The organism is Enterovibrio paralichthyis, from assembly GCF_019209835.1.
In the GTDB taxonomy this organism is placed as follows: Bacteria; Pseudomonadota; Gammaproteobacteria; order Enterobacterales; family Vibrionaceae; genus Enterovibrio; species Enterovibrio paralichthyis.
Window position 1 is genome coordinate 82,565 of record NZ_JAHUTS010000003.1, and the last position, 21,769, is coordinate 104,333.

Here is a 21,769-nt window from a genome sequence, read left to right on the forward strand (position 1 = left end):
CCGCCTCTGAGTTGGTGGATATACCCAAACAACCTGAAGATGCAGGATTCAGCGAGATTGACTGGCGTTGTGATCGCGGCGTTCCTTTGTAGGTGTAGTCACCTCCATCAAAAAGGAACAACAAAGAGCACGGCGTCAGTCAACTCGCCCAAAGGGAGGCAATCAATGCGCCCACTTCTTCGTTAAATTCCACGGAAATAGAACGACTATTCCTCGTAAAATTTGCCTCGAATTGAACACATTGATGACCTCTGAATGCGAGCATCTTCAGGTCGTTTGGGTATATGTTATTTGTCAGACCAAACCGCAAACTCATTACCGCTCGGCTCGGTAAAGTGAAAGCGCCGTCCGCCGGGAAACGGGAAAATCGGTTTGATGATTTCGCCGCCGCTTTGACGGATGTTGGTCTCCGTCTGTTCCAGATGCTCGCTGTAAAACACCAGAAGTGCCGAGCCGGAATCGGTGGTTGAATGTTGCTCGGAGCGGAAGAACCCGCCGTCCAGCCCTTCATCGCTAAAGGCGGTGTAATCAGGGCCATAGTCAGTGAAGTTCCAGCCGAAGGCTTGGGTAAAGAAGGATTTTGTCGAAAGCAGATCGCGGGCAGGAAATTCAACATAGTTGAGTTTCTGATGTTGATTCATAGGCTCACTCCAAAAGGTGCTGCAACAGGGCAGGTCGCAAGGTTTAAATAGAAATATAGATACAGAATACGGTAACGCGCTGATGGTCATTGGGATCAGTGCCGCTTTACCTGCAACGGGGAATGGTTGTTTTCTGCTTAGATTCCCACAACTTGACTTATCCAACACACGCTCAGTTACCCTGTGTATACCAGATAAAAAAATCGCGATCCCGGTCGCCACGCTTGCCCCAAAATTCAGTGTGATCACTGAATTGCCATCTGGATGTCATTGAAGTGACATCCACCACATTGAAGGTAACGGGCTGTTGTCAGTGATATAAAAGGAATTTGTCATGCGCCGCTCGCCCCAGTTACTTTTCTCTGTGCTTGCCCTGTCAATCAGTGCGGGATTACACGCCGCCGAGACTCAGACTTTTAACCGTATCTCCTCGGTGTCGACCGTTGAAAATCTGCCACCGGGGCAGCCGCAGGAAACGGAAACCTCGGCAGAAATCATTGCAGTGAGTGAAGATGGAAACACCCTGGTGTATTCAGACAGCCCGATGAAAGGCGTGGGTTTGGTAGATATTTCAAACCCAGAAAAACCCGCAGGGAAAGGGTTCATTTCCATGGAGGGCGAACCGACCTCCGTCGCGGTGCTGAATGACACCTTTGTCACCGGCGTGAACACCTCTAAGAGTTTTACCGAACCGTCCGGGTATCTGGTGCAGCGCAATATCAATACCGGGAAACAGATGTGGAAGTGCGATCTTGGCGGACAACCTGATTCCGTTGCGGTGGCAAAAGATGGCAGTTTTGTCGCCGTGGCTATCGAAAACGAGCGCGATGAAGATCTGAATGATGGCGACCTGCCGCAAATGCCCGCGGGTTACCTGACGTTGGTGCCGGTAAAAGGTGGCCAGTTGGTTTGCGCTGAGCAAAAGAAGGTTGAGATGACTGGGCTGGCGGAAATTGCACCCAGCGATCCTGAGCCTGAGTTTGTTGATATCAACAGTCTGGGCGAAGTGGTTGTGACCCTTCAGGAAAACAACCACCTTGCTATCGTGAATGGCAAAACCGGGGAAATCATCAACCACTTTCCGGCAGGCAGTGTTGATTTGGATAACGTGGATATTGAGGAAGAGCGCGCCCTGACCTTTGATGGCAAACAGCCAAACCGTAAACGCGAACCGGATGCGGTGAAATGGCTGGATGATGAGCGTTTCGTGATCGCCAACGAAGGGGATTACCAGGGCGGCTCCCGCGGGTTTACCATCTTCAACAAGCAAGGTGATGTGCTATACGAGTCGGGGCTCGATTTTGAATACCGTGTCGCTCAGGCAGGGCACTATCCGGAAAAACGCTCCGGCAATAAAGGGGCTGAGCCGGAGGGCTTGGCGGTGGGCGAATTTAACGGCCAACGTTACATCTTTGTGTTGTCTGAACGTGGCTCCGTTGTTGGCGTGTACCGAGATACTGGCGCAGCACCGGAGTTTGTACAGTTGCTTCCATCGGGCATTGCGCCGGAATCCGCTGTGACCATCCCTGAGCGCGGGCTGTTCGTGACGGCGAATGAAAAAGATTTGATTGAAGACGGTGGCCCGCGTGCCCATGTCATGGTTTACCAGATGATGGACAAAGCGCCTGAGTATCCGCAGATTGAATCAGTGATGGTCGATGGCAAACCGATTGGATGGGGCGCGCTTTCCGGACTGGTCGCAGACCCGGAACATGACGGCATTCTCTACGCGGTCAATGACAGTTTCTATGCGAAACAGCCCTCCATTTTCGTGATTGATGCAGCGTCCAAACCGGCCAAAATTGCCGAACGTATTTTGGTGAAGCGCAACGGAAAAGCCGCAGAGAAGCTCGATTTGGAAGGCATTACCACCGACGGCAATGGCGGATTCTGGCTTGCGTCTGAAGGCCGCACAGACAAAGGCATTCCCCATGCTCTTTACCGGACTGATGGCAAGGGCAATATTGTCGAAACCGTCCCTTTCCCGCCTGACCTGCTAGCAGTGGAAAAACGCTTTGGCGCGGAAGGTATCACCCGGGTTGGCGATACGCTCTGGATCGCCATCCAGCGCAGCTGGAAAGATGACCCGGAAAACAGCGTGAAACTGGTGCAGTACAACACCCAAACCGGCGAGTGGAAAGCCGTCCGATATCCAACAGAGAAAGTAGACAAAGGTTGGGTGGGGTTATCGGAAATCACCGCGTATGAAGGTGCGCTTTTCATTATTGAACGTGACAACCAGATTGGCGATAACGCCAGGGTTAAACAGTTGACCCGCGTGATTCTGGCAGATGCCAAGCCAGCGCCGTTGGGAGGCAAGTTGCCGTTGGTGAGAAAAGACGTGGTGTATGACTTCCTGCCGGATCTGAAAGCGCAGGGCGGCTATGTCACTGACAAAATCGAAGGCTTTGCCATCACCAAAGAAGGCATCGCGTACGCAGTGACAGACAATGACGGCGTTGATGACAGCAGTGGAGAAACCTTCTTCTTTATGCTGACCAAAGAGGGTAAACCGCTCAATTTCAACACTCTGCGTCCGTAAACTGACAAATAACGCATTCATTGTTTTCAAAAGGTCGGCTTTAACGCCGACCTCTTTAGTTTTTACACTGTATACCTATTCCCAAAACCTTTTCTGTCGGCGGTCTGGCGCATTTCTTCCTCACTCCCGTGAACAATACACCGCGCCGTGGCCAACCTTACAAAATTGTATAGTTGCGGCAAGCTTGGCGAAAAGAGTGCTGGGTATAGTTATCTCATCGACAGGGAGCAGTCCTTGTCCAGTGACGAACAGTAACGAGGAAATAACAATGAAAAAGAACGTATTTAAGCCTGCTGCTCTTTCTGCCCTGATTGGCCTTTCTGCAATGATGGCGGTAGGTACCGCAAACGCTGGTGATGCACCAAACACCATGAACCAGGATGCATTCAGCTTGCTGCAAGCGGTTGAGATTGCGCAAAACACCACAGGTGGTGTAGCTCTGGAAGCTGACCGCGATATGGAGCATGGCCAGGCTGTGTATGAAATCGAACTGGTTGGCAAAGACGGCATGGATATCAAAGCGGTGATCAACGCTTCCAACGGTGAAGTGATCAAAACCAAAAGCCGCCGTGACCACGACGGTGACGACCATGACGACGACATGACAGATGCAGAGTGGATGTCACACATCAACAACGGCACGTTTATGTCACTGGAGCAGGCGGTTAAACAGGCGGAAGCGGAATTTGGCGGTAAGGCCTACAGCGCAGAGCACGATGATGATCACGGCCGCACCAGCTACGAAATCAAACTGGTAGATGCCAACGGTAAACGTGTTGAAAAACACCTTGATGCCAATATCGCAAAATAAGCGTCCGTCCAACAGATATTGCGTGGCGTAGCGAAAAATACGCCACGTAAACCGACCCGATGCCATTCGGCGCAATAGCCACTTTGGAGGCAGTTATGACAGAACAGACAGTTAAGCAAACTTACTGGCAACGAACGAAAAACGCAGTGAAAAAACTGCGTCAGGAAGGGCCGAAAGCCCTGTTTGAGGTCTTCAGCTTTTCACTGCTTTTTATGCTGGGACTGGTTACACTTGGCATGAGTTTACTCGCCGGCGTGGCCGCGATCCTTATCGCCAAATGGCATCAACGTAAGATGCAAAACGACGTTGCCAACCCGGACTACAATCCAAAAGAAGAAAATAACCAACCTATTACTGCGGTGTAAACCGCAGTCTCTGACGAGTGAGTTTCTATGCGCGTATTGCTGGTGGAGGACGATGTAAGCCTTAGCCGTTTTATTGAAAAAGGGCTGAAAGAAGCCGGGCATCAGGTAGAAGTGACAGACAATGGCAAAGTTGCCCTGTCCCTTAGCCTGACCGAAAGCTACGACGTGGCGATTGTCGATCGCATGTTGCCCGGGCTTGATGGCTTATCTCTGGTAAAAGCACTGCGTGCAGCCCAAGTTGGTACACCTATCCTGTTCCTTACTGCACTTGGCGGCGTTGACGATCGCGTTGAAGGCCTTGAGGCCGGGGGCGATGACTATCTCACCAAACCGTTCGCGTTTTCTGAATTGCTGGCGCGTGTTACGGCGCTTTCCCGCCGCGCAGTGCTCAAATCTACCGAAGCCGACCCACAACTGACCTATGGTGATGTGGTGCTGAACCTTTTCGAGCACACGGCTACCCGTCAAGGGCAGGCGCTGGATTTGCAGCCCAAGGAATTCCGTATTCTTGAGCTTTTCCTGCGTCATCCGGGGCGTGTGATCACCCGAACCATGTTGCTTGAGCATGTGTGGGATATCCATTTCGACCCGCAAACCAGTGTGGTGGAAACCCATATCAGCCGCCTTCGCAACAAGCTGGAAAAACCTTTTGGTGACACCCTGATCCAGACTGTGCGCGGTGCAGGTTATAAGCTGGAACGCAAAGAGGACGCGCAATGAAGCAGCGTGCGTCCGTCTGGTTTAACCGCCATTTTTCTCCTGCACGGATATCTGCAATGCTGCCGCGCTGGGCGAAAAGTTCTGCCACCCAGCAGGGCATGATGTTTGGCGCGGTGTCCCTGATAAGCCTGGTGCTGATGGCATCGGTGACTTACTTCTATGTGGAACATGAATTGAAAAGCCAGAACCGGGAGATCGTTAAAGAAACCCGGGAGTTGGCGCAAGGGCATCAGAAAGAAATTGATGATGACCCGATTGACGACGAAGACATCCTCACCGTTCTGATGTCTGGCTTTGTGCTGGCGGGGGTTCTGGTCTCCCTGTTTACCGTGGCACTGATCGTGGCAATGAGCCGCCACAGTCAGAAACGCATTACCCGTATTGAGCAGGTATTGGCGCAGGCGGCGGAAGGTGACCTTTCTGCCCGCACCGGTGAGCGCTATACAGTGAACGATCTGGCGCAGATTTCGGTATCGCTGGATGACATGCTTTCGCGCCTGCAAGGCTCGGTGGCCGCCATGAGCGATATCTCTGCCAACATCGCCCATGAGCTGAAAACCCCCATCACCCGTTTACGTCACAACCTGCTGACGCTGAAAGAAGAAGCGGATGAAATGGGCAGCCAATGCAGTGACAGCTTCCTCAACGAAATGGAAAACGCGCTGAACGATTCCCAGCGTCTGGCCTCGATTTTTGATGCATTGCTTCGCATCTCCCAGATTAAATCCGGTGCCCGTCGTGCGCGTTTCAGCCAGATTGACCTCACTGCCGTGGTCGCGACCGTGGCGGAGATATATGAGGATGTGGCCGACGACGCAGGCATGTTGCTGACGGTGGAAAAACCTGACTCGCCGCTTTGGTTGCAGGGTGACCGTGAATTGCTTATCCAGCAGGTCGCTAATCTGATTGAAAACGCCCTGCGTTATTGCCCAGCGGGCAGCACCATCCGCTTGCGTTGTGGTGGCAACCCCACTGACGGTGCAGTGTGGCTGGATGTGACTGACAATGGCCCCGGTATTCCTGAATCGGAAAAAGCGCGGGTATTTGAACGCCTGTACCGGGTGGACAAAAGCCGCACAGACGGTGGGCTGGGACTGGGACTTTCGCTGGCAAAAGCCGTCGCCGGACTGCATCATGGCGATATTCGCCTTGAAGATGCCCATCCGGGACTTCGGGTCCGCGTCACCATGCCGGGGGCGCAGTAAGTTCAACAGTCAGGACGGACAAATATGTATACCGATAAAGTGGTGGTGATCACCGGTGGCAGCAACGGCATCGGTGCTGCGCTGGTCGATGCTTATGCTGAACGCGATGCTGTCGTGGTGAATCTGGATATCGCCGAAGGCGGGGCAACTCGCGGCTATTTTATTCAAACGGATCTGGCGGACAAAGCCGCTATCGCTGCCGCTTTTGCGGAAATCCGCAGCCGTTTTGGTACGGTGCATGTGTTGATTAACAACGGTGCTATCACCACGTTCAACAAGCCAGTCGCGGAATTGGCGCCGGAAGAGTTTGCCAATGTCGTGAACGTCAATCTGGTTGGGGCATTTACCTGTGCCAGTGAAATGATTGCTGCCAATCAGGGGCAGGATTATGGTCGTATCATCAATATTGCCTCCACCCGCTGGCAGCAAAACGAAAGCGGTTGGGATGCCTATGGCGCATCAAAAGGCGGTTTGGTGTCACTCAGCCAGTCGCTGGTGAACTCGCTTTCTGAAACACCTATCACCGTGAATACGGTCAGCCCAGGTTGGATCCAGACCTCTGATTACGACGCGCTGCGCGACATTGACCACGCCCAGCACCCGTCGCGTCGTGTTGGTAAACCGAAAGATATCGTCAATGCCTGCCTGTTTTTATCCGATGCAGAGAATGATTTCGTTAACGGTGCCAACATTGTGGTGGATGGCGGCATGACCAAAAAGATGATTTATCACGACTGATGGCAGGAAGCATTGTGGAAGAGATCTATCTGGCCGGTGGCTGTTTGTGGGGCGTGCAGGAATTTGTGCGCCACCTTCCCGGCGTTATTGCCACAGAGGCAGGGCGCGCCAATGGCAGCACGGATACGACCCAATCCCCGTATGACGGTTACGCTGAATGTGTGCGTACTCAATTTGACCCTGAAAAAGTGTCAGTCGAGACATTGCTGGGGTACTTTTTCGAGATCATCGACCCTTATAGCGTTAACAAGCAGGGTGACGATGTAGGCGAAAAATACCGCACTGGCATTTACAGCGAAAAGGCCGCGCATCTTGAGGCTGCCCGCCGGTTTATTAATCGCCGTGAGGATGCTGACCGCATTGCCGTCGAGGTTCTGCCTTTAGCCAATTTTGTCCCAAGCGATGACGAGCATCAGGACAGGCTTTCACGCTTCCCTGGTGATTACTGTCATATCCCATTGGATTTACTGCATAAATACAAGCGTTGATCGCCAGTTTGTTACACTAGGGGCTGTTGACCTTTGGTGATGATTTTTGCAGCAGTTTGTGGGGATTTTATGCAAGGCAGAAGCTTCGATGTGTAGCTAGCCTACATGAGACGCTGATAACGCAGCAGAAATTCCCCACAAACGCTGCCCGAAGGGTTCTGCCCTAAGCGTTTTATGCTTTGTTGAGGTGTATTTGCTTAGAATAACTAGGCGGCACACACCTCGCCGCGCCTAAAACGCTTATGGCTAGAACAAAATTTAACCACCAAAGGTCAACAGCCCCTAGGCATATCCCAGCGTTGATCCCTTGGTATATGCTAACGTTTTGTCCGAGAGGTGCCTTGTTCCATGAAAAAAATCATCGCGTTGGTCGTCAGCTTTTTTGCTGCCCTGTTTTCCATTCAACCGGCAATGGCTTCAGAGCGTGCCATGCAAGGCTGGAAGCTTATTGAAGAAGGCGCAGTGATTGTTGACGTTCGCACACCGGCTGAATTCGCCCAGGGGCATTTGGAGCATGCCCTGAACTATCCTGTGCAGGAGCTTGATAAGCATGTCGCCAAACTCAACAAAGACGACATGATTGTCCTTTACTGCCGCAGTGGCGCCAGGGTTGAGCGGGCTATCCAGTTTCTGCAATCGCAAGGCTTTACCAAGCTTCACAACGCGGGTGGACTGGCCGAGCTGGAACAGGCTGTTAAAGCGACCCAATAAAAACGCAGAATTCAAAAGAAACGCCCCGGATTTGAGTCCGGGGCGTTTTTTATTGGCGTGAAGGTGAAGGCAAAAACCTAAATTTTTCCTTCGTTAAACCCTTTCTGGAAATAGAGCACTTTTTGCAGGTAACGGCGCGCTTCGTCTTTCGGGTGTTTGGTCGTCAGCGCATCGTAAACCTGTCTTGGTGAATGCTGGTTCAGCTTCGACATGGCAGTTTTTCTGTCTTTGTGGAAGGTCGCCAGCACGCCGCCAGTGCCACCGTTATACGCGGAAATCATACTGAAATGGCGAGACGACGGATTGGTCACGTCGCGCAGATAGCGGGTTTTCAGAATGTGCAGGTAGGCGGTACCAGTATCGATATTGTTGGCCGGATCGAACAGGTACTCTTTGGTCGGCATTCCCGGCTTTTTCTTCACCAGGTTGAACACGTCGGCACCGGCGGTTTTCGGGATCACCTGCATCAAACCGTATGCACCGGCATGGCTTACCGCGTAAGGGTTAAAACTGCTTTCGGTTTTGATCACTGCATAAATCAGATCTTCAGGAATGTCGTAGCGTTTTGACGCATCGCGGACAAAATGGGCGTACTGGTATTCGCGCTGCTCTAAGTGGTCTTTCACCATGTCGATTTGCACGTAATAGGCTTTTCCACGCTTGATGGTCTTACTTTTCAGCTTGTTGGCAATCAGGTATTCGGCAAAGCGGTTGGCACGCCATTCCCACTCAATCGATTTTCCTTCCTGATCGACAATCTGGCCGAGGAAGAAAGGCTTACCTGTCAGCTTGATATCCTTGTCGGTGAACTGCTCTACATGCTCAGGATCAGCAGGCATCAGTACGGTCTGGACGATGGCTTTTTGCAGTTTTTCCATCGGCTCTTGCTGCGCCACGGTCGAGACATAGATCTTGCCTGCTTCAAAGTCGATGTGGGCGCGGGTCTGGAAGCCATCAAGGTATTTCACATAGCGGTGTTTGCCTGATTCCAGATACTCGTCATCTCCCCACTGCTTTTTGGCCTGATTGGCAAGGTAGGCAAACAGGGCTTCCACCGCCTTTTTGTTGGCATCGGAAACCGGTTCACTGGTGACTGGCGGGGGTACGTTGGTGCAATCACACTCCGGCGGTGTGGACGAACAACCAGACAGCAAGGCTGCCGAGAGCATAAGAAGAGCTTTTTTCATTATCGTGCTTTTACTTTTTCTGATCGGGTGGAAGCAGGGAGATGGGTTTACACCGCCCGGCATCACTGAATACGGTTTCTGAAACAGAGAGGCGACGATGCTATGCCCAACCTCAAGAAAAAGAAAGAGATTCATCGCCCAATTGGAGCAATGGTGTCTATTCGTGCACGAGTTGGTCAAGGATATGCCGGATAATCAGGGAAAAAGGATGAAATGCAATCCATGATCATGCTTCCGTACCTGCGAAGGCTTTTTAGCCCGTTGAAAGGCAAACAACCAGGAGTGGGTAGAAAGGCGGTGTCGGGCGATGAAGCGTTACGACGTGCGACGCAGCCTACTTGAGATTGGCGGCCTGATCGTTCAGTCCTACTTGGGTGACGGATATCAGGCGTGAAAGAGGGGTTGGCTCACCGAAAACATAACCCTGGGAAAAGTCGAGACCAATCTCTCTGACCAGCTTGAGGTCTGTTTCATCGTTGATTTTCTGTGCCGCTGTTTTCACATGGAGTGATTCACATATCTGCTTGATGGATTCGACTATACGGCGGTCAACCTGGCTGGATTTCATCAGCGAAATGATGGCACCATCAATTTTGATCAGGCTGATATTGAACTTGCGCAGGTAGTTAAAAGACGTCAGTTCAGCGCCAAAGTTATCGACGGCCACTTCACAACCCAATTTACGGAAAGCGGTGACAATCTCTTTGGCGCGTAGCACATCAATCAGCAGGGTACTCTCTTTCACTTCAATACAGAGCTGCGAAGCGGGAAGGGTGCTGCGTTCAATCATATTCAGGCACTGTTTAATGAAACGCTCGTTGTAAAAGGTGCCGGTCGAAATATTGACCGCAATATGCAAGTTGGCATCGCGAAGGGCTGTACCGTTTTCAATCAACACCTCATTGAATACCCAGTTTTCAATGGTTGAAAGCCTTCCTGTCGGCTCTGCAGCAGCCAGGAACTCGTCAGGCATCAGCAAGTTTCCATCCTCTGTGAGCAGGCGGATCAGTACCTCATGCCAGGTTGCCTGTTTGTCATCGGTTGGAATCATAGGCATGGAAAGCAAACTGAAGGAACTATTGGCAATGGCTGAGTCAATATGTTGCAACAGGTTGTTGCGCTTCGAAGTGATGCCTTCCGACAACGTCGCTTTATCAAACACAGCAATGGCAGGATTGATCCCCTCGGTGACCGAATCCAGCGCGATTTGAGACTGGTAGATCATCTGGAACGGGGTGTTGATCGCAGACTCAGCGCCGGTGATCCCAGCCGTGTATTGCAACGGGAAATTGCCGCTTTGTGGGTAATCAATCGCTCCCAGTTTTTCGATAATGGCCGCGATCTTGGTTCTCCCTTCCGCAATCGTACTGCCTTCAAGTAAGGCGCCAAACTGGTCGTTGCTTATCCGTGCCAGCGTACCTTTTGCATTGAGGTGGGATTTTAGGATCAAGGCGGCGGATTTGATGACCTGATCACTGACCGGTGCGCCCAGTGCATTTGACATGGCGGTCAGCCCGCGAAACTCAATCACCGCAAAACAATGAGCGTTGGCCTGTTTGTGCAGGTTATCGATGTGGTTTTGCAACACATGTTCAAGGCCGCGGCGGTTTAGCAGGCCTGTCAGTACGTCTTTGAGTCCACTTTCCAATTCACTGTCTGTCGCTGCGTGTTTTTCTAAATCTTGCTGAACGCCATGGAATGAAAGCACCCAGCCATTCGGTGCATCACCGGCGGCAATCACGGGCGTGGCTTCCAGGTACACTTTCACCTCAACCCCCTGCCGTGTTTGCAGGGTAAAAGTACCGTTGAGCTTGAACTCTTTCTGGTAGGCAGAGAAAAGGTGGGCGAACGTAAACTGGGTTTCACGGTTGAAGATATTAAAGTGTTGATCGATGTGCTCACCGAGCAGCACGGATCTTTCTTCTTTGGTTAGCCGCAACGCCTTTTCATTTACCGAGGTAATGTGAAACAAAGAGTCGAGGATAATCACGCCGTCAGACACCACATCAATCGCGGCAGTGAGTTGGGCATTGTTCTGGCTCAGCACCATATTGCGTTTTTGCAGCGAAGTTGACTCCTTGCACAGCCCGACCAAACGGGTGCCTTGGTTGTCGTGAATGACTTTCGCCAGAATGTTGTGGCTGATGGTGGAGCCTTCCGGTGTCAGGCGTTGAACATTCACCTCGATTTGACCATCGTTCAGCCGTGCCATGCTGAAAACACTGTCGAGTATCGCCCGGTCGCTGCTCAGCAAATGGTCACGCCACATATCACTGGTCATCAGCTCGCCCTCGCTGATGCCATAAAGCGAATACATTCTGGGGTTCCAGTACAGGGTGCCAGACTTTGGTGTGAACTCCCACACACCCAGATCGCAGACCAAATCGACCACCTCTGAATATTTGGTCGCCATGATCTCCTGTTCAGATTTCACTTTTTCTTCCTGAATGTCGGAAATGGTTCCGATAACTTTGGTCGTGATGCCGTTATTGTCGTGCTCAATGGGCTGACAATGATCCCGAACCCAACGGAAACACTTCTCATCGTCCATCAGACGGTACTCAATCGTGATCGTTTCTGAGCCAATGCGGGTCACGGCGTGCTGGTATTCGCGTAAGTCTTCAGGGTGAATGCGTGCCATCCACTCATAGAGACGGCGTATATCGCTGGAACGTACACCAATGGCCCGAAATGCATTGTCAGAAAGGTGAATGTACTTGGTATGACACTCCATTTCATACAGAGCGGTGCGGTTGATGCTGAGGGCAAATTCGAACTTCTTAGACCAAAGCTTGCGTTCATCATCAAAACGGCGCTCACGGTCGATATTCTGGATTTGAAAAACATATTGGGTGATGGCGCCACTCCACTGGTCACGCACAGTGGTCACCCCTAACCGCGTCCATATTACCTGTTTGTTCTTCCGCGTCAGGCGCAGCTCAACATGGCAACTTTCGGTTTTGGGGTCGGAAAAGGTGGCGAGTTGTTCCGAGAGTGTGCATTTGTCGCGGTGAAAAACCAATTGGTTAAAGGTTTTCTGTTTCAGCTCTTTCACGCTGAAACCGGTCAGGTCGATAAATGCATGATTGGCGTTGTGCATAAAACCGTCAGGTTGAACAACCACAGTACCAATCACGGATGACTGCATCGCATTGGCAAACAGGCTGGAGCGCTCATCGCTTTGCTTTTTCAGATAAGTGAGTTGTGCGGATTTTACGGCCAGAAGTGCGCCCAGCAACATGGCGCCGGCAATAGGCAGCAGGCGTCCGGCGTGCTCAAAAATCTCGGAAGAAGCGCCAAGGTTTTCTGCCGGATTAAGCAACAATAAATCCAGCGTGACACAAACCAGAAAAGCAGTAGCAAAGGCGGATAAGCGGTCCAGCACTGCGCTCGCCATGGTCAGGGCGATAGCGATAGCGATATAGGGGTGCGCCGCATGGATCATCATCCAGCCACTGAAACTGGCGATAGCGATCATCAAGGCGACCGTAACCGGTTTGTAGACGGACGAAGGAATGTCGCGCTGGCTTTGCAGCAAGCCATAAACCAAAGGTGTTGTCGAGATGATGCCGATGACATCTCCCAGATACCAGGCTGGGGCGACGGCAGAAAAGGGGACATTGACGGCGTATTGAAGCGCCAGACCACCAAACACCGCCCCTACGATAGGGCTGGCAAACGCAGTTAATGCGACAAAGGCGACAAAGGGCCGCAATTGCAGAAAGGGATCGCCGTCTCGTGAGATGTAGACAAGGGAATAGACGCCACAGGCAATGGTCAGCACGTTGGCAAGACTGAGATGGACACTCTGGACTGGGTCATCGCCAAAGATGAGGTTTGCCAGCAAAATCGCGACAAACGCGGTACCGACCAGCGCCAGACGCTGCTTTTGCGGAGCAATGGCGATCATGGCGATACACAGGCCATTGGCGTACCAGATAAATGCCTCACTGCCGGGCTGACGCAGCAGATAAATCGCGCTCAGGGCGAGCATCAGGGTGCCAAGAAACACCAGCATGACACGGATCAACAGTGCATCGACCGGAAATACGTCTCTGGATTGAACCGGGGCTGTCTGGGTCTCTGCTACAGGATCCATAAGTTGAGTTTTATTCCTGTTTGCTGGGTGTCGGAGAGGCTGGGGCATACGCCAAATGCTATCCATCCTCCTGAATAAAAGGCTGTATCAGAAGTGTAGTATATGTCTCAATGATGCAGTGTTTGCTGAGGTGATTTGGTTGTATTTTCGCCTGTTTTTATTTTCAGCTTGTGGCGACGCACTCACTTCCCCCTTGTCACGTATTTCCGCGTGTTTTTTCTGCTCTACTCCCCCGGATGCCTGACATAATTTCCCCGTATCGCCTGTCCTGTTTTTGTGAATCCCAGTTATTTACACCCGCGTTGAAAGAATTTTGCAGCCAAAACTGTCTATTCTAACAAGAACATCCGAATACAGGCGTCGACCGTGAGTGACATTACCGCAACCTTACTGACCTACTCTCCGATGACCTTTTTTTTCGCGGTGATCCTGCTCTCCTACCTGTTTGAAGATATCGCTATCGTGACCGCCGCCGTCGCAGCATCGCAGGGTGTCATGCCTTTGTGGGGTGCTTTGTTGGCCATATTTATCGGTATTGCCAGTGGTGACGTTGGGCTCTATTGGCTAGGTATGTTAGCGAGGAGGTGGCGGTGTCTTCGTGGCTATTTGCTCACCAAATCCGGCGTGCGGGCGGTGCGGCGTAAATTGCGCGCCCATGCGTTTGGTAACTTGTTTTTGATCCGGTTTGTGCCGGGGCTGCGCTTTGTCGGCTTTTGTCTGAGCGGCTTTTTCCGGGTGGATATCAAAACATTTTTACTGTCGGTCATGGTCGCGACCGCAATCTGGACGGTTGCCGTGTTTACGCTGGTGTATCAGCTGGGAGAAAACAGCTGGATCAAACATAACCTCAACTGGGGACTGATCCCCCTGGTGGTGATCCTGCTGGTTATCGTGAACCGTGTTGCGGGGCGCAAGCTTAAGGAGAAAGCGGTTTGCACAGACTAAAAATCGTGGATGAAAAATCCTCACCGGCACTGCCGGTCAATTACGGCATGCCACCTCTGGACATGAGCGGCAAGCCGGTATCGTTTTTTGAATTCTGGCCGGGTTGGGTGTTTTATGCGCCGGTCACCTTGCAGTGGATTGGTTACGGCTTCAAATACCGTAACTTCGCCCTGCCGTTGATTGCCAATCCGGGCATTGAACTCAGTGGCATGGTGGGGGAATCGAAAGATGCCATTTTGTCGCTGGCGGGCGAAAAAGCCAAAGATTGGATATTGCCTTACCTGACGTGGGAAAAGTCGGCCATGCCGCCGGAAACCCAGTCCCATCAAGCGCTGACTGCCCTGCATAACGCAGGTTTGGGGTTCCCAGTGGTCGCAAAACCGGACTTAGGGTGTCGCGGCGCAGGGGTGCGCCTGATTGAAAACAAAGCCGAGCTTGAAGAATACCTGCGCCTGTTTCCACAAGGTGCCAAGCTGCTGCTGCAGAAAAAAGCGCCTTACAACGCAGAGGCGGGGGTTTTTTATGTGCGCTATCCCGGCGAGTCGCGCGGGCGCATATTTTCCATGACGCTGAAATATAACCCCTTTGTGATTGGCGATGGCGTTCGTCCCCTGTCTAAGCTGATAGAAGATGACCCCCGCGCCGGGAAGTTGGCACACCTTTATTTCGCAAGGCATGGGGAAAAGCTGGATTGGGTACCGGCCGAAGGGGAAGTGTTCAGGTTGGCTTTTGCCGGCAGCCACTGCCGCGGCGCAATCTTCCGCGATGGCAGCGCGTACATTACAGACGCCCTGACACGCCGTCTGGACGAAATTTTTGATGATTTCCCCGGCTATCACTTTGGACGCATTGACCTGAAATTTAAGGACATCGACAGCCTGATGCAGGGGGAGGATTTTGTGTTGCTGGAAGTGAACGGTGCCAGCAGCGAAGCCGCACATATCTGGGATCGGGGCGCATCCATCAAGGATGCCTTTGCCACCTTGTTTGCCCAGTACCGGATGCTGTTTGAGATTGGAAACCTGCAGCGAAAGGCGGGGCACAGGGTGCCATCGCTGCGTGAACTGTTTCGTGCCTGGCGTAAAGAAAAAGCCTTGGTAAAAGACTACCCGTCTACCGACTAAAAGAAGCCAGAAGATGTTTGAAGGGGAATGCATGGTAGCAAACAAACCAGAACAGGATGCCGACAGGATAAGGCGGCCGGACGAAGTGCAAGGGTGTCTTGATGTCGCCGCACAAGCGCAAACTCTGATTACAGTGTTGAGTGATGAACAGTACACCCACATTGCGCTACCGTACCTGCAAAGTGCGATTGGTGGTCATATGCGCCACATTCTGGATGTCAATCACGCGGTGACTGGCTGGCCGGTGAACGCGCTGGTCGACTATGACGTTCGCCGCAGGGCGCATCCGGTAGAAACAGAGCGCGATATTGCCTTGCAGGAGTGGCGTCATATTGTTGACTGGCTGGAAACGCTGGACGAGGCTGATATGGCGAGCCCGGTGTCGGTGAAAAGCGAAGTCTGTCTGTCCCATCAGGCGTGTGCGCAAATGCCATCGACGCTGGGGCGTGAACTGGCGTTTGTCTCCAGCCATGCAGTGCATCACCTGGCGCTTATCCGTGTCAGCCTTTGTGCGCAGGGGATAGAGACTGATGAAGACTTCGGGTTGGCACCTGCCACCTTGAGTCATCAACGGGGAGAGAAATAAATGTGTACCGTTAGCTGGTTGCTGCACGATGCCGGGTATGAGGTTTTTTTTAACCGTGATGAGCAAAAAGGCCGCGCCATCGCCAATCCGCCTGCTGTGTTTGATCGTGAAGGAACCCGCTACATGATGCCAGTCGACCCCGATGGCGGCGGCACCTGGATAGCCATGAACCAGCATGGCCTGTCACTTTGCCTGCTCAATTACTATCAGGGGGACATTCCCGATTTGCCCCTGATAAGCCGTGGCCTACTGGTCAAGATGCTGGCACCGGAGATGTCGGTGTCTGGTGTGGTTAACCGTTTGAATTCGCTGCACATGGGGTCTTACGCTCCGTTTACTCTGTTGGTTTTCGCGCCGGATCTGAGCAACCGGCATGGTCATGTGATTGCGTTTCAATGGGATGGTCACGTACTCACTCAGCGGCCAAGTGTCGAGCCTATGATTTCCTCCTCCGTCCGGTTTGATGAAGTGATGTTCGCGCGCCGAGAAGCGTACCGCACCATCATGACCGAACCCAAAACCGTTGAAAAAGCCTGGGCGTTTCACCGCAGCCACGTGCCGCAGGCAGGTTACCTCTCCGTTTGTATGCACCGTAATGATGCCAATACCGTCAGCTTCACCCACCTAAAAGTGACCCCGGATGTGATGGAAATGGTCTACGTTGATGGTTCACCCTGCGAAGGCGGAGAGCAAACTTCTACCGTTCTGGCAAGAACCCGCGGGCCTTTTAAACTAGTGGCAAGTGACAGTCCTTAATTTGAAATTTTTCGCCCTACCTCCGGTTCTTAATCAGTGAACCTTATGACAAATAGACAGGAGTTTTGGTATGGCCCGTTTACTGGTTTTGCTCAGCTTGTTTTTCTCTTCCGTGGCTTTTTCCGCGGACGATATCTACACCGGATTTTTCAGCAACAAAGCGGTCAGTGGCTATGACACTGTTTCGTTTTTCGAAGGAACGCCAACCAAGGGTAGTTCATCCTTCAAGACCGAATACAAAGGGGCGGACTGGTTATTTACCAGTCAGGCGAATTTGGACAAATTCCTGGCCGATCCTGAAAAATACGCGCCACAGTATGGTGGCTATTGTGCCTGGGCCATTGCGGAAAAAGATGATTTGGCACCGGGCGATCCGGAGTTTTGGACCATTGTCGACAACAAGCTGTATCTGAATTACGACCAGTCGGTACAGAACAAATGGGAAAAAGATGTCCCCGGCTTTATCGAAACTGGTGACAAAAACTGGGCGAAGCGCTAAGCGCACTTTTCCCAGATTGAGGAGAGTTAATGGCCGTTAGTCCGTTTCAGATCCCACGTAAAACCCCCTTTGGTGTGGTTGAGAAAGCGCTAGAGTCAGTCACTGGCCTTAGGGCGCTGGATACCTATTACCGTCGTCGCCCGGAAGGCATTGATACCGACGACTTTCTCAAATACACACTGGATGTGTTGGGTATCGCTTATACGGTGCCTGAAGAGCAACTTGCCAATGTTCCCAAGACCGGCGGCACTGTGGTAGTGGCAAACCATCCCCTCGGTGGTGTGGAAGGGGTGATTCTTGCCAAGGTGCTCCGGCAAATCCGACCGGATGTGAAAGTGTTGGCCAATTACTACCTCAAACGCATTCCGGAATTGAGCGATCTTTTTATCGGCGTGGACGTGTTTGAAGGGGAGAGCGCCCAACGTGCCAACATGCGCGCATTGCGGGAAGCCCACCAACATGTCAGTGAAGGTGGCCTGTTACTGATTTTTCCGGCTGGTGAGGTATCAACCTTCGATCACAAAGGAATGCTCAGTGACAAGGCGTGGAGTCGCTCTGCTGCCGTACTGGTGAAAAAGCACAAAGCGACCGTGGTACCTGTGTTTATCGGCGGGCAAAACAGCCGCAAATTCTACCGCGCCGGACGGATTCACCCTTTGCTGCGCACGGCATTGCTTGGCAGGGAATTGCTGAACAAAAAAGGCCGCTCGATACCGCTTTCCATTGGTGATCCTATTGCCTGGAAGGAGTACCGCGGCTTTGATAATGACGAAGCGCTGGTCAATTACCTGCGCCTCAATACCTACTTACTTAACGAAGATAAATCGCAGGCATCGTCAGTGATGGCGCACCCCGGCGCGGCGCTGATTGCGGCCAAATCGCCAGAGGCTATCGAAGCAGAACTCGACACGCTTCCCGAGCAAGCCAAACTGCTCAGCAGCGGTGAGTTTGATGTTTATTGCTGCGGGAAGTCAGATATTCCCGTCATCATCGAAGAAATCGGACGCATGCGCGAAATGAACTTCCGCGCAGTTGGTGAGGGCACTGGGCTGGAATGCGACTTGGACCAGTACGATGAGTACTACCTTCACCTGTTTATCTGGGATCGTGAACAGCGCCAGATGGTCGGTGCCTACCGCCTTGGCAGGGTGAAGGATATCGTCGGTCAGCACGGCATTTCTGGGCTCTATTCACGCAGCCTGTTCCAGTACGACCAGCGGTTTGTTGACAGCATGGGTGCATCGCTGGAAATGGGACGTTCGGTGATTGATGAAAAATACCAGCGCAGCCTTTCTGCCCTGCTACTGCTTTGGAAAGGCATCGCTGAATATGTGCGAATCAACCCGGAAATCACTACTCTGTTTGGTCCGGTGAGTATCAGCAACGACTACCCGCAAAAGGCGCGTCGCTTACTGGCAGAAAGCCTGAGTGTCCATCACTACGATACGCAGATTGCCGCACTGGTGAAGCCAACAACGCCGCTGGAAAGCTCAGAGCCTGTGCCCTGGCATACCTCTATGTTATCTGCCCTTGGCGACATGCATATGCTTTCAAGGGTATTGGGACGGATGACCCATGGCCTTGGCGTGCCCGTGCTGCTGCGCCAATACCTTGGGTTGAATGGCAAACTGGTATGTTTCAACGTTGACCCGGCGTTTAACGATGCGCTGGATGGTTTGATTGTGGTGGATCTTCGCAATGTGACGGCCAAAACGCTTGGACGCTATATGGGCAAAGAGCAGGCGGAAAACTACCTTGCCCACCATGGCGTGAAATAGCCGCGCCAAAAACAGAAAAAGCGCCGCTCTGGCGCTTTTTCTTATTAGTCTTCGTATTAAAAGTTAAGTCTGGCACCGACAGAAATGGTGCTGGTTTCTGCGTTACCGCGATCTTGATAACCCACTTCCAGTGCCATACCAGGGCCGATAGCCGGTGCAAGGCTAATACCGACCGCACCCAACAGGCCCCAGCCATCTTCCGACTCATTCGCATAAGTATTGTCGTAATAGTTACCGCCACCACGCACGTACACATCACCAAGAACGATAGGCAGGGTGATTTGCAGTGCCAGAGGAATCGATGTAGAGGTGAAATTCTGATCGACACCGTTGGCATCAGGGATGTCTGCCGTCGTCTCGCCGTAACCAGAATAAATGCTGGAGAAGGTGTTCAGTTTGAGGTTGCCGTTCACTGCCCAAAAGTAGCCGGTTGCGCTGCGGCCTTTATATTTCACATCTGTCACACCACCATCGACACCCAGAGTCAGTGGAAGAATCAATGCAGATGCCGATGTTGCGAACAATGTGGCGCCTAGCGCCGTCAAAGTGAGCAGTTTCCGTGAAGTAGCCATAAAGTTCACCCCTTGTGAAAAATTCAAATTATCGCCGACTGTTGGGTATATACCTAAGCATCTTCAGGTCGTTTAGGTGTACCCGCTTTGTACAGTTATTCGGCACGCTCTGGCTCAGTTTAGAAATGAATCGGCAGGTGGGATGAAATCTGAACAGTTTTTTTGTCAATAGATCAGCAATTTGTGACCGGAGGCGAGGCGGAAAGAAAACCGGGTGATAAAAAATGGCACCGCAAGGGTGCCACATTGTGAATCCAGTTTGCTGGCAGTTAGCCCGTGATCAGCGCAGATACCACACCGATAATACCGCCGAACACGCCGCCCCAGACAACCAGCCAGCCTAGGTGCTCGCGGATCATCTTCTGTACGATCTCTTTCACCAGCTCAGGCGTCAGTTCATCCAGACGTTGCTCAATCACCGACTCAATATTCGCTTTAATATCGCCTACCATCTCCGGCTGTTCCAGCTGGCCTTTCAGCGCATCGCGGAAATTGTCCTGCTGGGTGATTTCCACCACGGACGATTTCATCTTCTCCACAAACGGCTGGCGCAGCGGTGCCAGTGCTTCAGCGCCACCAAACATTGCCAGCATGCCGCCGAAAGAGCTGTTGTTGATCACCTCAACCAGACCATCGAAGGTTGGGTTGAAGTCGATTTGCTCAATCACAGGGTCAAGGTTCAGGGTCGCACCGCTGGACATCTCTTTTTTCAGGAAGCGGTCCATATTTTCTGCGGTGAAGAACTGATCCATCATCAACGACTTGATACCAAGCTTGAACGCTTCAAAGCGCGCCTGAATCACGCCTGAGCCATAAAGTCCCGGTACCTTTTCAAACAGCATGTGTACCGCCAGAAGGTTGGTTAACGAGCCGGACAGGGCGAACAGACCGCCATACAGGGCGACAGGTTGTGAAAAGTAGTAACCGGCAGCCGTGATCAGCGCAGCAATAAGGTTGGTTAAAAAGCTCTTGTTCATGAATTTACTCAATGTATGTCCAAGGAAGTGGCCAGATTTTAATGAAAATCCTGCCATGCAAACAACCATCAAACAGCGGGATTTTACGATGCAGCGCCCAACGCCGGGGTGTGGCACTTTCCAGCCGGGGCAGAGAGCACCTACACTTTTGTTTCCTTATGCAACTAAAGAATGTCAGATGCTTTTGCGTGCCGGAGTGATCATGGTGCTGGCTTTTACCCTTGTCGCCTGCAGCAGTGGTAGCCGCCCCTTCCAATTTAAAAACCTTGCTAAAACCGACATGGATCTTATCACCGACATTCACATTGCGGAGATAAGGGAGCTGGTGCGTGAATTGACCATCAAGCTATATAAGCGCAATCCCCGCGAGCTGGCAAAAGTACCGGAAGCCACGGTGAATGGGCGTTTGGATGCCTTGATGACCGTCGACCGCCCTGTTGGCGGCTATGCCGAGTTAGGTGGACGGGATGGGGTTGCCGCGCTTTATCTGGCCTTTGACGAAACCTACACCGGCGACAGGGTATTCGCCCTGATGGTTGGCATCAGCGGCATGATCAGCGAAAGCTACAACCATCAGCTCGAATTCTACCTTCTCGATGATATCGACCAGCAAAAACTCTATAACAGCGCCCGCAACCTCGAAATCCTCGCCTGGCTGCTCAACACCCGAAAAGACTTGCAGGGTGAACTGATGCTCCTCAGCAACGGCATCGCCGACGACGGCACCCCCAATTACAGCTACGAACGTTTGCTAAGCAAGATGATCGTCATTCAGGACATGATGGCCAAAATGGTCGCCGACCGCACCAACCGCGCAATAAACCAGGTGGTGCATGGCGTCGCGTCGATGACGTTTTTTCCTATTTGATTGGTTTTACACTGCATAACGAACGCCCCTGATTAACTGATTTGTTGCAATCTAATTTTGGCGTGTGACGCCATATTTGTGAGCGTCAATCTCATCAGACAGTTTAAGTTATAAAAGAGTCTAAATGCGCCTATCCATTCAAGGTATAGCTTATTTA

20 protein-coding genes are annotated in these 21,769 nt (G+C 52.0%); 15 read left to right on the top strand and 5 right to left on the bottom strand.

The genetic code is table 11. From position 1 onward, the window contains the following. Positions 1–287: 287 nt before the first annotated feature. Positions 288–641, bottom strand: coding sequence for a VOC family protein (locus KU854_RS04770; protein WP_218357318.1), 354 nt, complete (start codon positions 639–641; stop codon positions 288–290). A 334-nt stretch (positions 642–975) separates the two neighbouring features. Between KU854_RS04770 and KU854_RS04775 the strand changes: the two genes are divergently transcribed. The 8 genes from KU854_RS04775 (at position 976) to KU854_RS04810 (ending at position 8,221) form a co-directional block, all read left to right on the top strand. After that, complete coding sequence (locus KU854_RS04775) at positions 976–3,183, top strand: esterase-like activity of phytase family protein (RefSeq protein ID WP_218357319.1); 2,208 nt, start codon at positions 976–978, stop codon at positions 3,181–3,183. A gap of 268 nt (positions 3,184–3,451) precedes the next feature. Then, complete coding sequence (locus KU854_RS04780) at positions 3,452–3,994, top strand: PepSY domain-containing protein (protein ID WP_218357320.1); 543 nt, start codon at positions 3,452–3,454, stop codon at positions 3,992–3,994. A gap of 95 nt (positions 3,995–4,089) precedes the next feature. Then, on the top strand, positions 4,090–4,359 hold the full coding sequence (locus tag KU854_RS04785; protein ID WP_218357321.1) for a hypothetical protein: 270 nt from the start codon (positions 4,090–4,092) through the stop codon (positions 4,357–4,359). A gap of 27 nt (positions 4,360–4,386) precedes the next feature. Next, complete coding sequence (locus KU854_RS04790; RefSeq protein WP_218357322.1) at positions 4,387–5,079, top strand: response regulator transcription factor; 693 nt, start codon at positions 4,387–4,389, stop codon at positions 5,077–5,079. Then, on the top strand, positions 5,076–6,284 hold the full coding sequence (locus KU854_RS04795) for a sensor histidine kinase (protein ID WP_218357323.1): 1,209 nt from the start codon (positions 5,076–5,078) through the stop codon (positions 6,282–6,284). The genes KU854_RS04790 and KU854_RS04795 overlap by 4 nt, the downstream gene beginning before the upstream one ends. Positions 6,285–6,308: 24 nt before the next feature. Further along, positions 6,309–7,022, top strand: a complete 714-nt coding sequence (locus tag KU854_RS04800; protein WP_218357324.1) for an SDR family NAD(P)-dependent oxidoreductase — start codon at positions 6,309–6,311, stop codon at positions 7,020–7,022. Positions 7,023–7,036: 14 nt separating this feature from the next. Further along, positions 7,037–7,510, top strand: a complete 474-nt coding sequence (locus KU854_RS04805) for a peptide-methionine (S)-S-oxide reductase (RefSeq protein ID WP_218357325.1) — start codon at positions 7,037–7,039, stop codon at positions 7,508–7,510. A 348-nt stretch (positions 7,511–7,858) separates the two neighbouring features. Then, positions 7,859–8,221, top strand: a complete 363-nt coding sequence (locus KU854_RS04810) for a rhodanese-like domain-containing protein (protein ID WP_218357326.1) — start codon at positions 7,859–7,861, stop codon at positions 8,219–8,221. A gap of 77 nt (positions 8,222–8,298) precedes the next feature. Here KU854_RS04810 and mltC read toward each other — a convergent pair whose 3' ends face one another. Together mltC and KU854_RS04820 are read right to left on the bottom strand one after the other, a co-directional pair. Further along, positions 8,299–9,408: a membrane-bound lytic murein transglycosylase MltC gene (gene mltC / locus KU854_RS04815; protein WP_218357327.1), complete on the bottom strand. Its 1,110-nt coding sequence runs from the start codon at positions 9,406–9,408 to the stop codon at positions 8,299–8,301. 334 nt (positions 9,409–9,742) lie between these two features. Beyond that, complete coding sequence (locus KU854_RS04820) at positions 9,743–13,507, bottom strand: EAL domain-containing protein (RefSeq protein ID WP_218357328.1); 3,765 nt, start codon at positions 13,505–13,507, stop codon at positions 9,743–9,745. Positions 13,508–13,873: 366 nt separating this feature from the next. On the opposite strand from KU854_RS04820, the gene KU854_RS04825 reads away from it, so the two are divergent. From KU854_RS04825 to KU854_RS04850, 6 genes are all read left to right on the top strand, one after another. After that, positions 13,874–14,452 carry a DedA family protein gene (locus tag KU854_RS04825; protein ID WP_218357329.1) on the top strand — a complete coding sequence of 193 codons (579 nt, stop codon included), beginning with the start codon at positions 13,874–13,876 and terminating at the stop codon, positions 14,450–14,452. A 47-nt stretch (positions 14,453–14,499) separates the two neighbouring features. Further along, entirely contained in the window at positions 14,500–15,576 is a 1,077-nt protein-coding gene (locus KU854_RS04830; RefSeq protein WP_218357538.1) for an ATP-grasp domain-containing protein, read from the top strand. Positions 15,577–15,607: 31 nt separating this feature from the next. Then, on the top strand, positions 15,608–16,162 hold the full coding sequence (locus KU854_RS04835; RefSeq protein WP_218357330.1) for a DinB family protein: 555 nt from the start codon (positions 15,608–15,610) through the stop codon (positions 16,160–16,162). Then, on the top strand, positions 16,163–16,918 hold the full coding sequence (locus KU854_RS04840; RefSeq protein WP_218357331.1) for an NRDE family protein: 756 nt from the start codon (positions 16,163–16,165) through the stop codon (positions 16,916–16,918). A 70-nt stretch (positions 16,919–16,988) separates the two neighbouring features. Beyond that, complete coding sequence (locus KU854_RS04845; RefSeq protein ID WP_218357332.1) at positions 16,989–17,417, top strand: YHS domain-containing (seleno)protein; 429 nt, start codon at positions 16,989–16,991, stop codon at positions 17,415–17,417. A gap of 29 nt (positions 17,418–17,446) precedes the next feature. Next, complete coding sequence (locus KU854_RS04850) at positions 17,447–19,195, top strand: lysophospholipid acyltransferase family protein (RefSeq protein ID WP_218357333.1); 1,749 nt, start codon at positions 17,447–17,449, stop codon at positions 19,193–19,195. Between the two features lie 56 nt (positions 19,196–19,251). On the opposite strand, the gene KU854_RS04855 is transcribed toward KU854_RS04850, so the two are convergent. Then, on the bottom strand, positions 19,252–19,767 hold the full coding sequence (locus KU854_RS04855) for a hypothetical protein (protein ID WP_218357334.1): 516 nt from the start codon (positions 19,765–19,767) through the stop codon (positions 19,252–19,254). A 269-nt stretch (positions 19,768–20,036) separates the two neighbouring features. Continuing rightward, positions 20,037–20,744: a DUF445 domain-containing protein gene (locus KU854_RS04860; protein ID WP_218357335.1), complete on the bottom strand. Its 708-nt coding sequence runs from the start codon at positions 20,742–20,744 to the stop codon at positions 20,037–20,039. Positions 20,745–20,799: 55 nt separating this feature from the next. Between KU854_RS04860 and KU854_RS04865 the strand changes: the two genes are divergently transcribed. After that, a complete protein-coding gene (locus tag KU854_RS04865; protein WP_255555423.1) occupies positions 20,800–21,612 on the top strand; it encodes a hypothetical protein in 813 nt (270 codons plus the stop codon). Positions 21,613–21,769 lie beyond the last annotated feature (157 nt).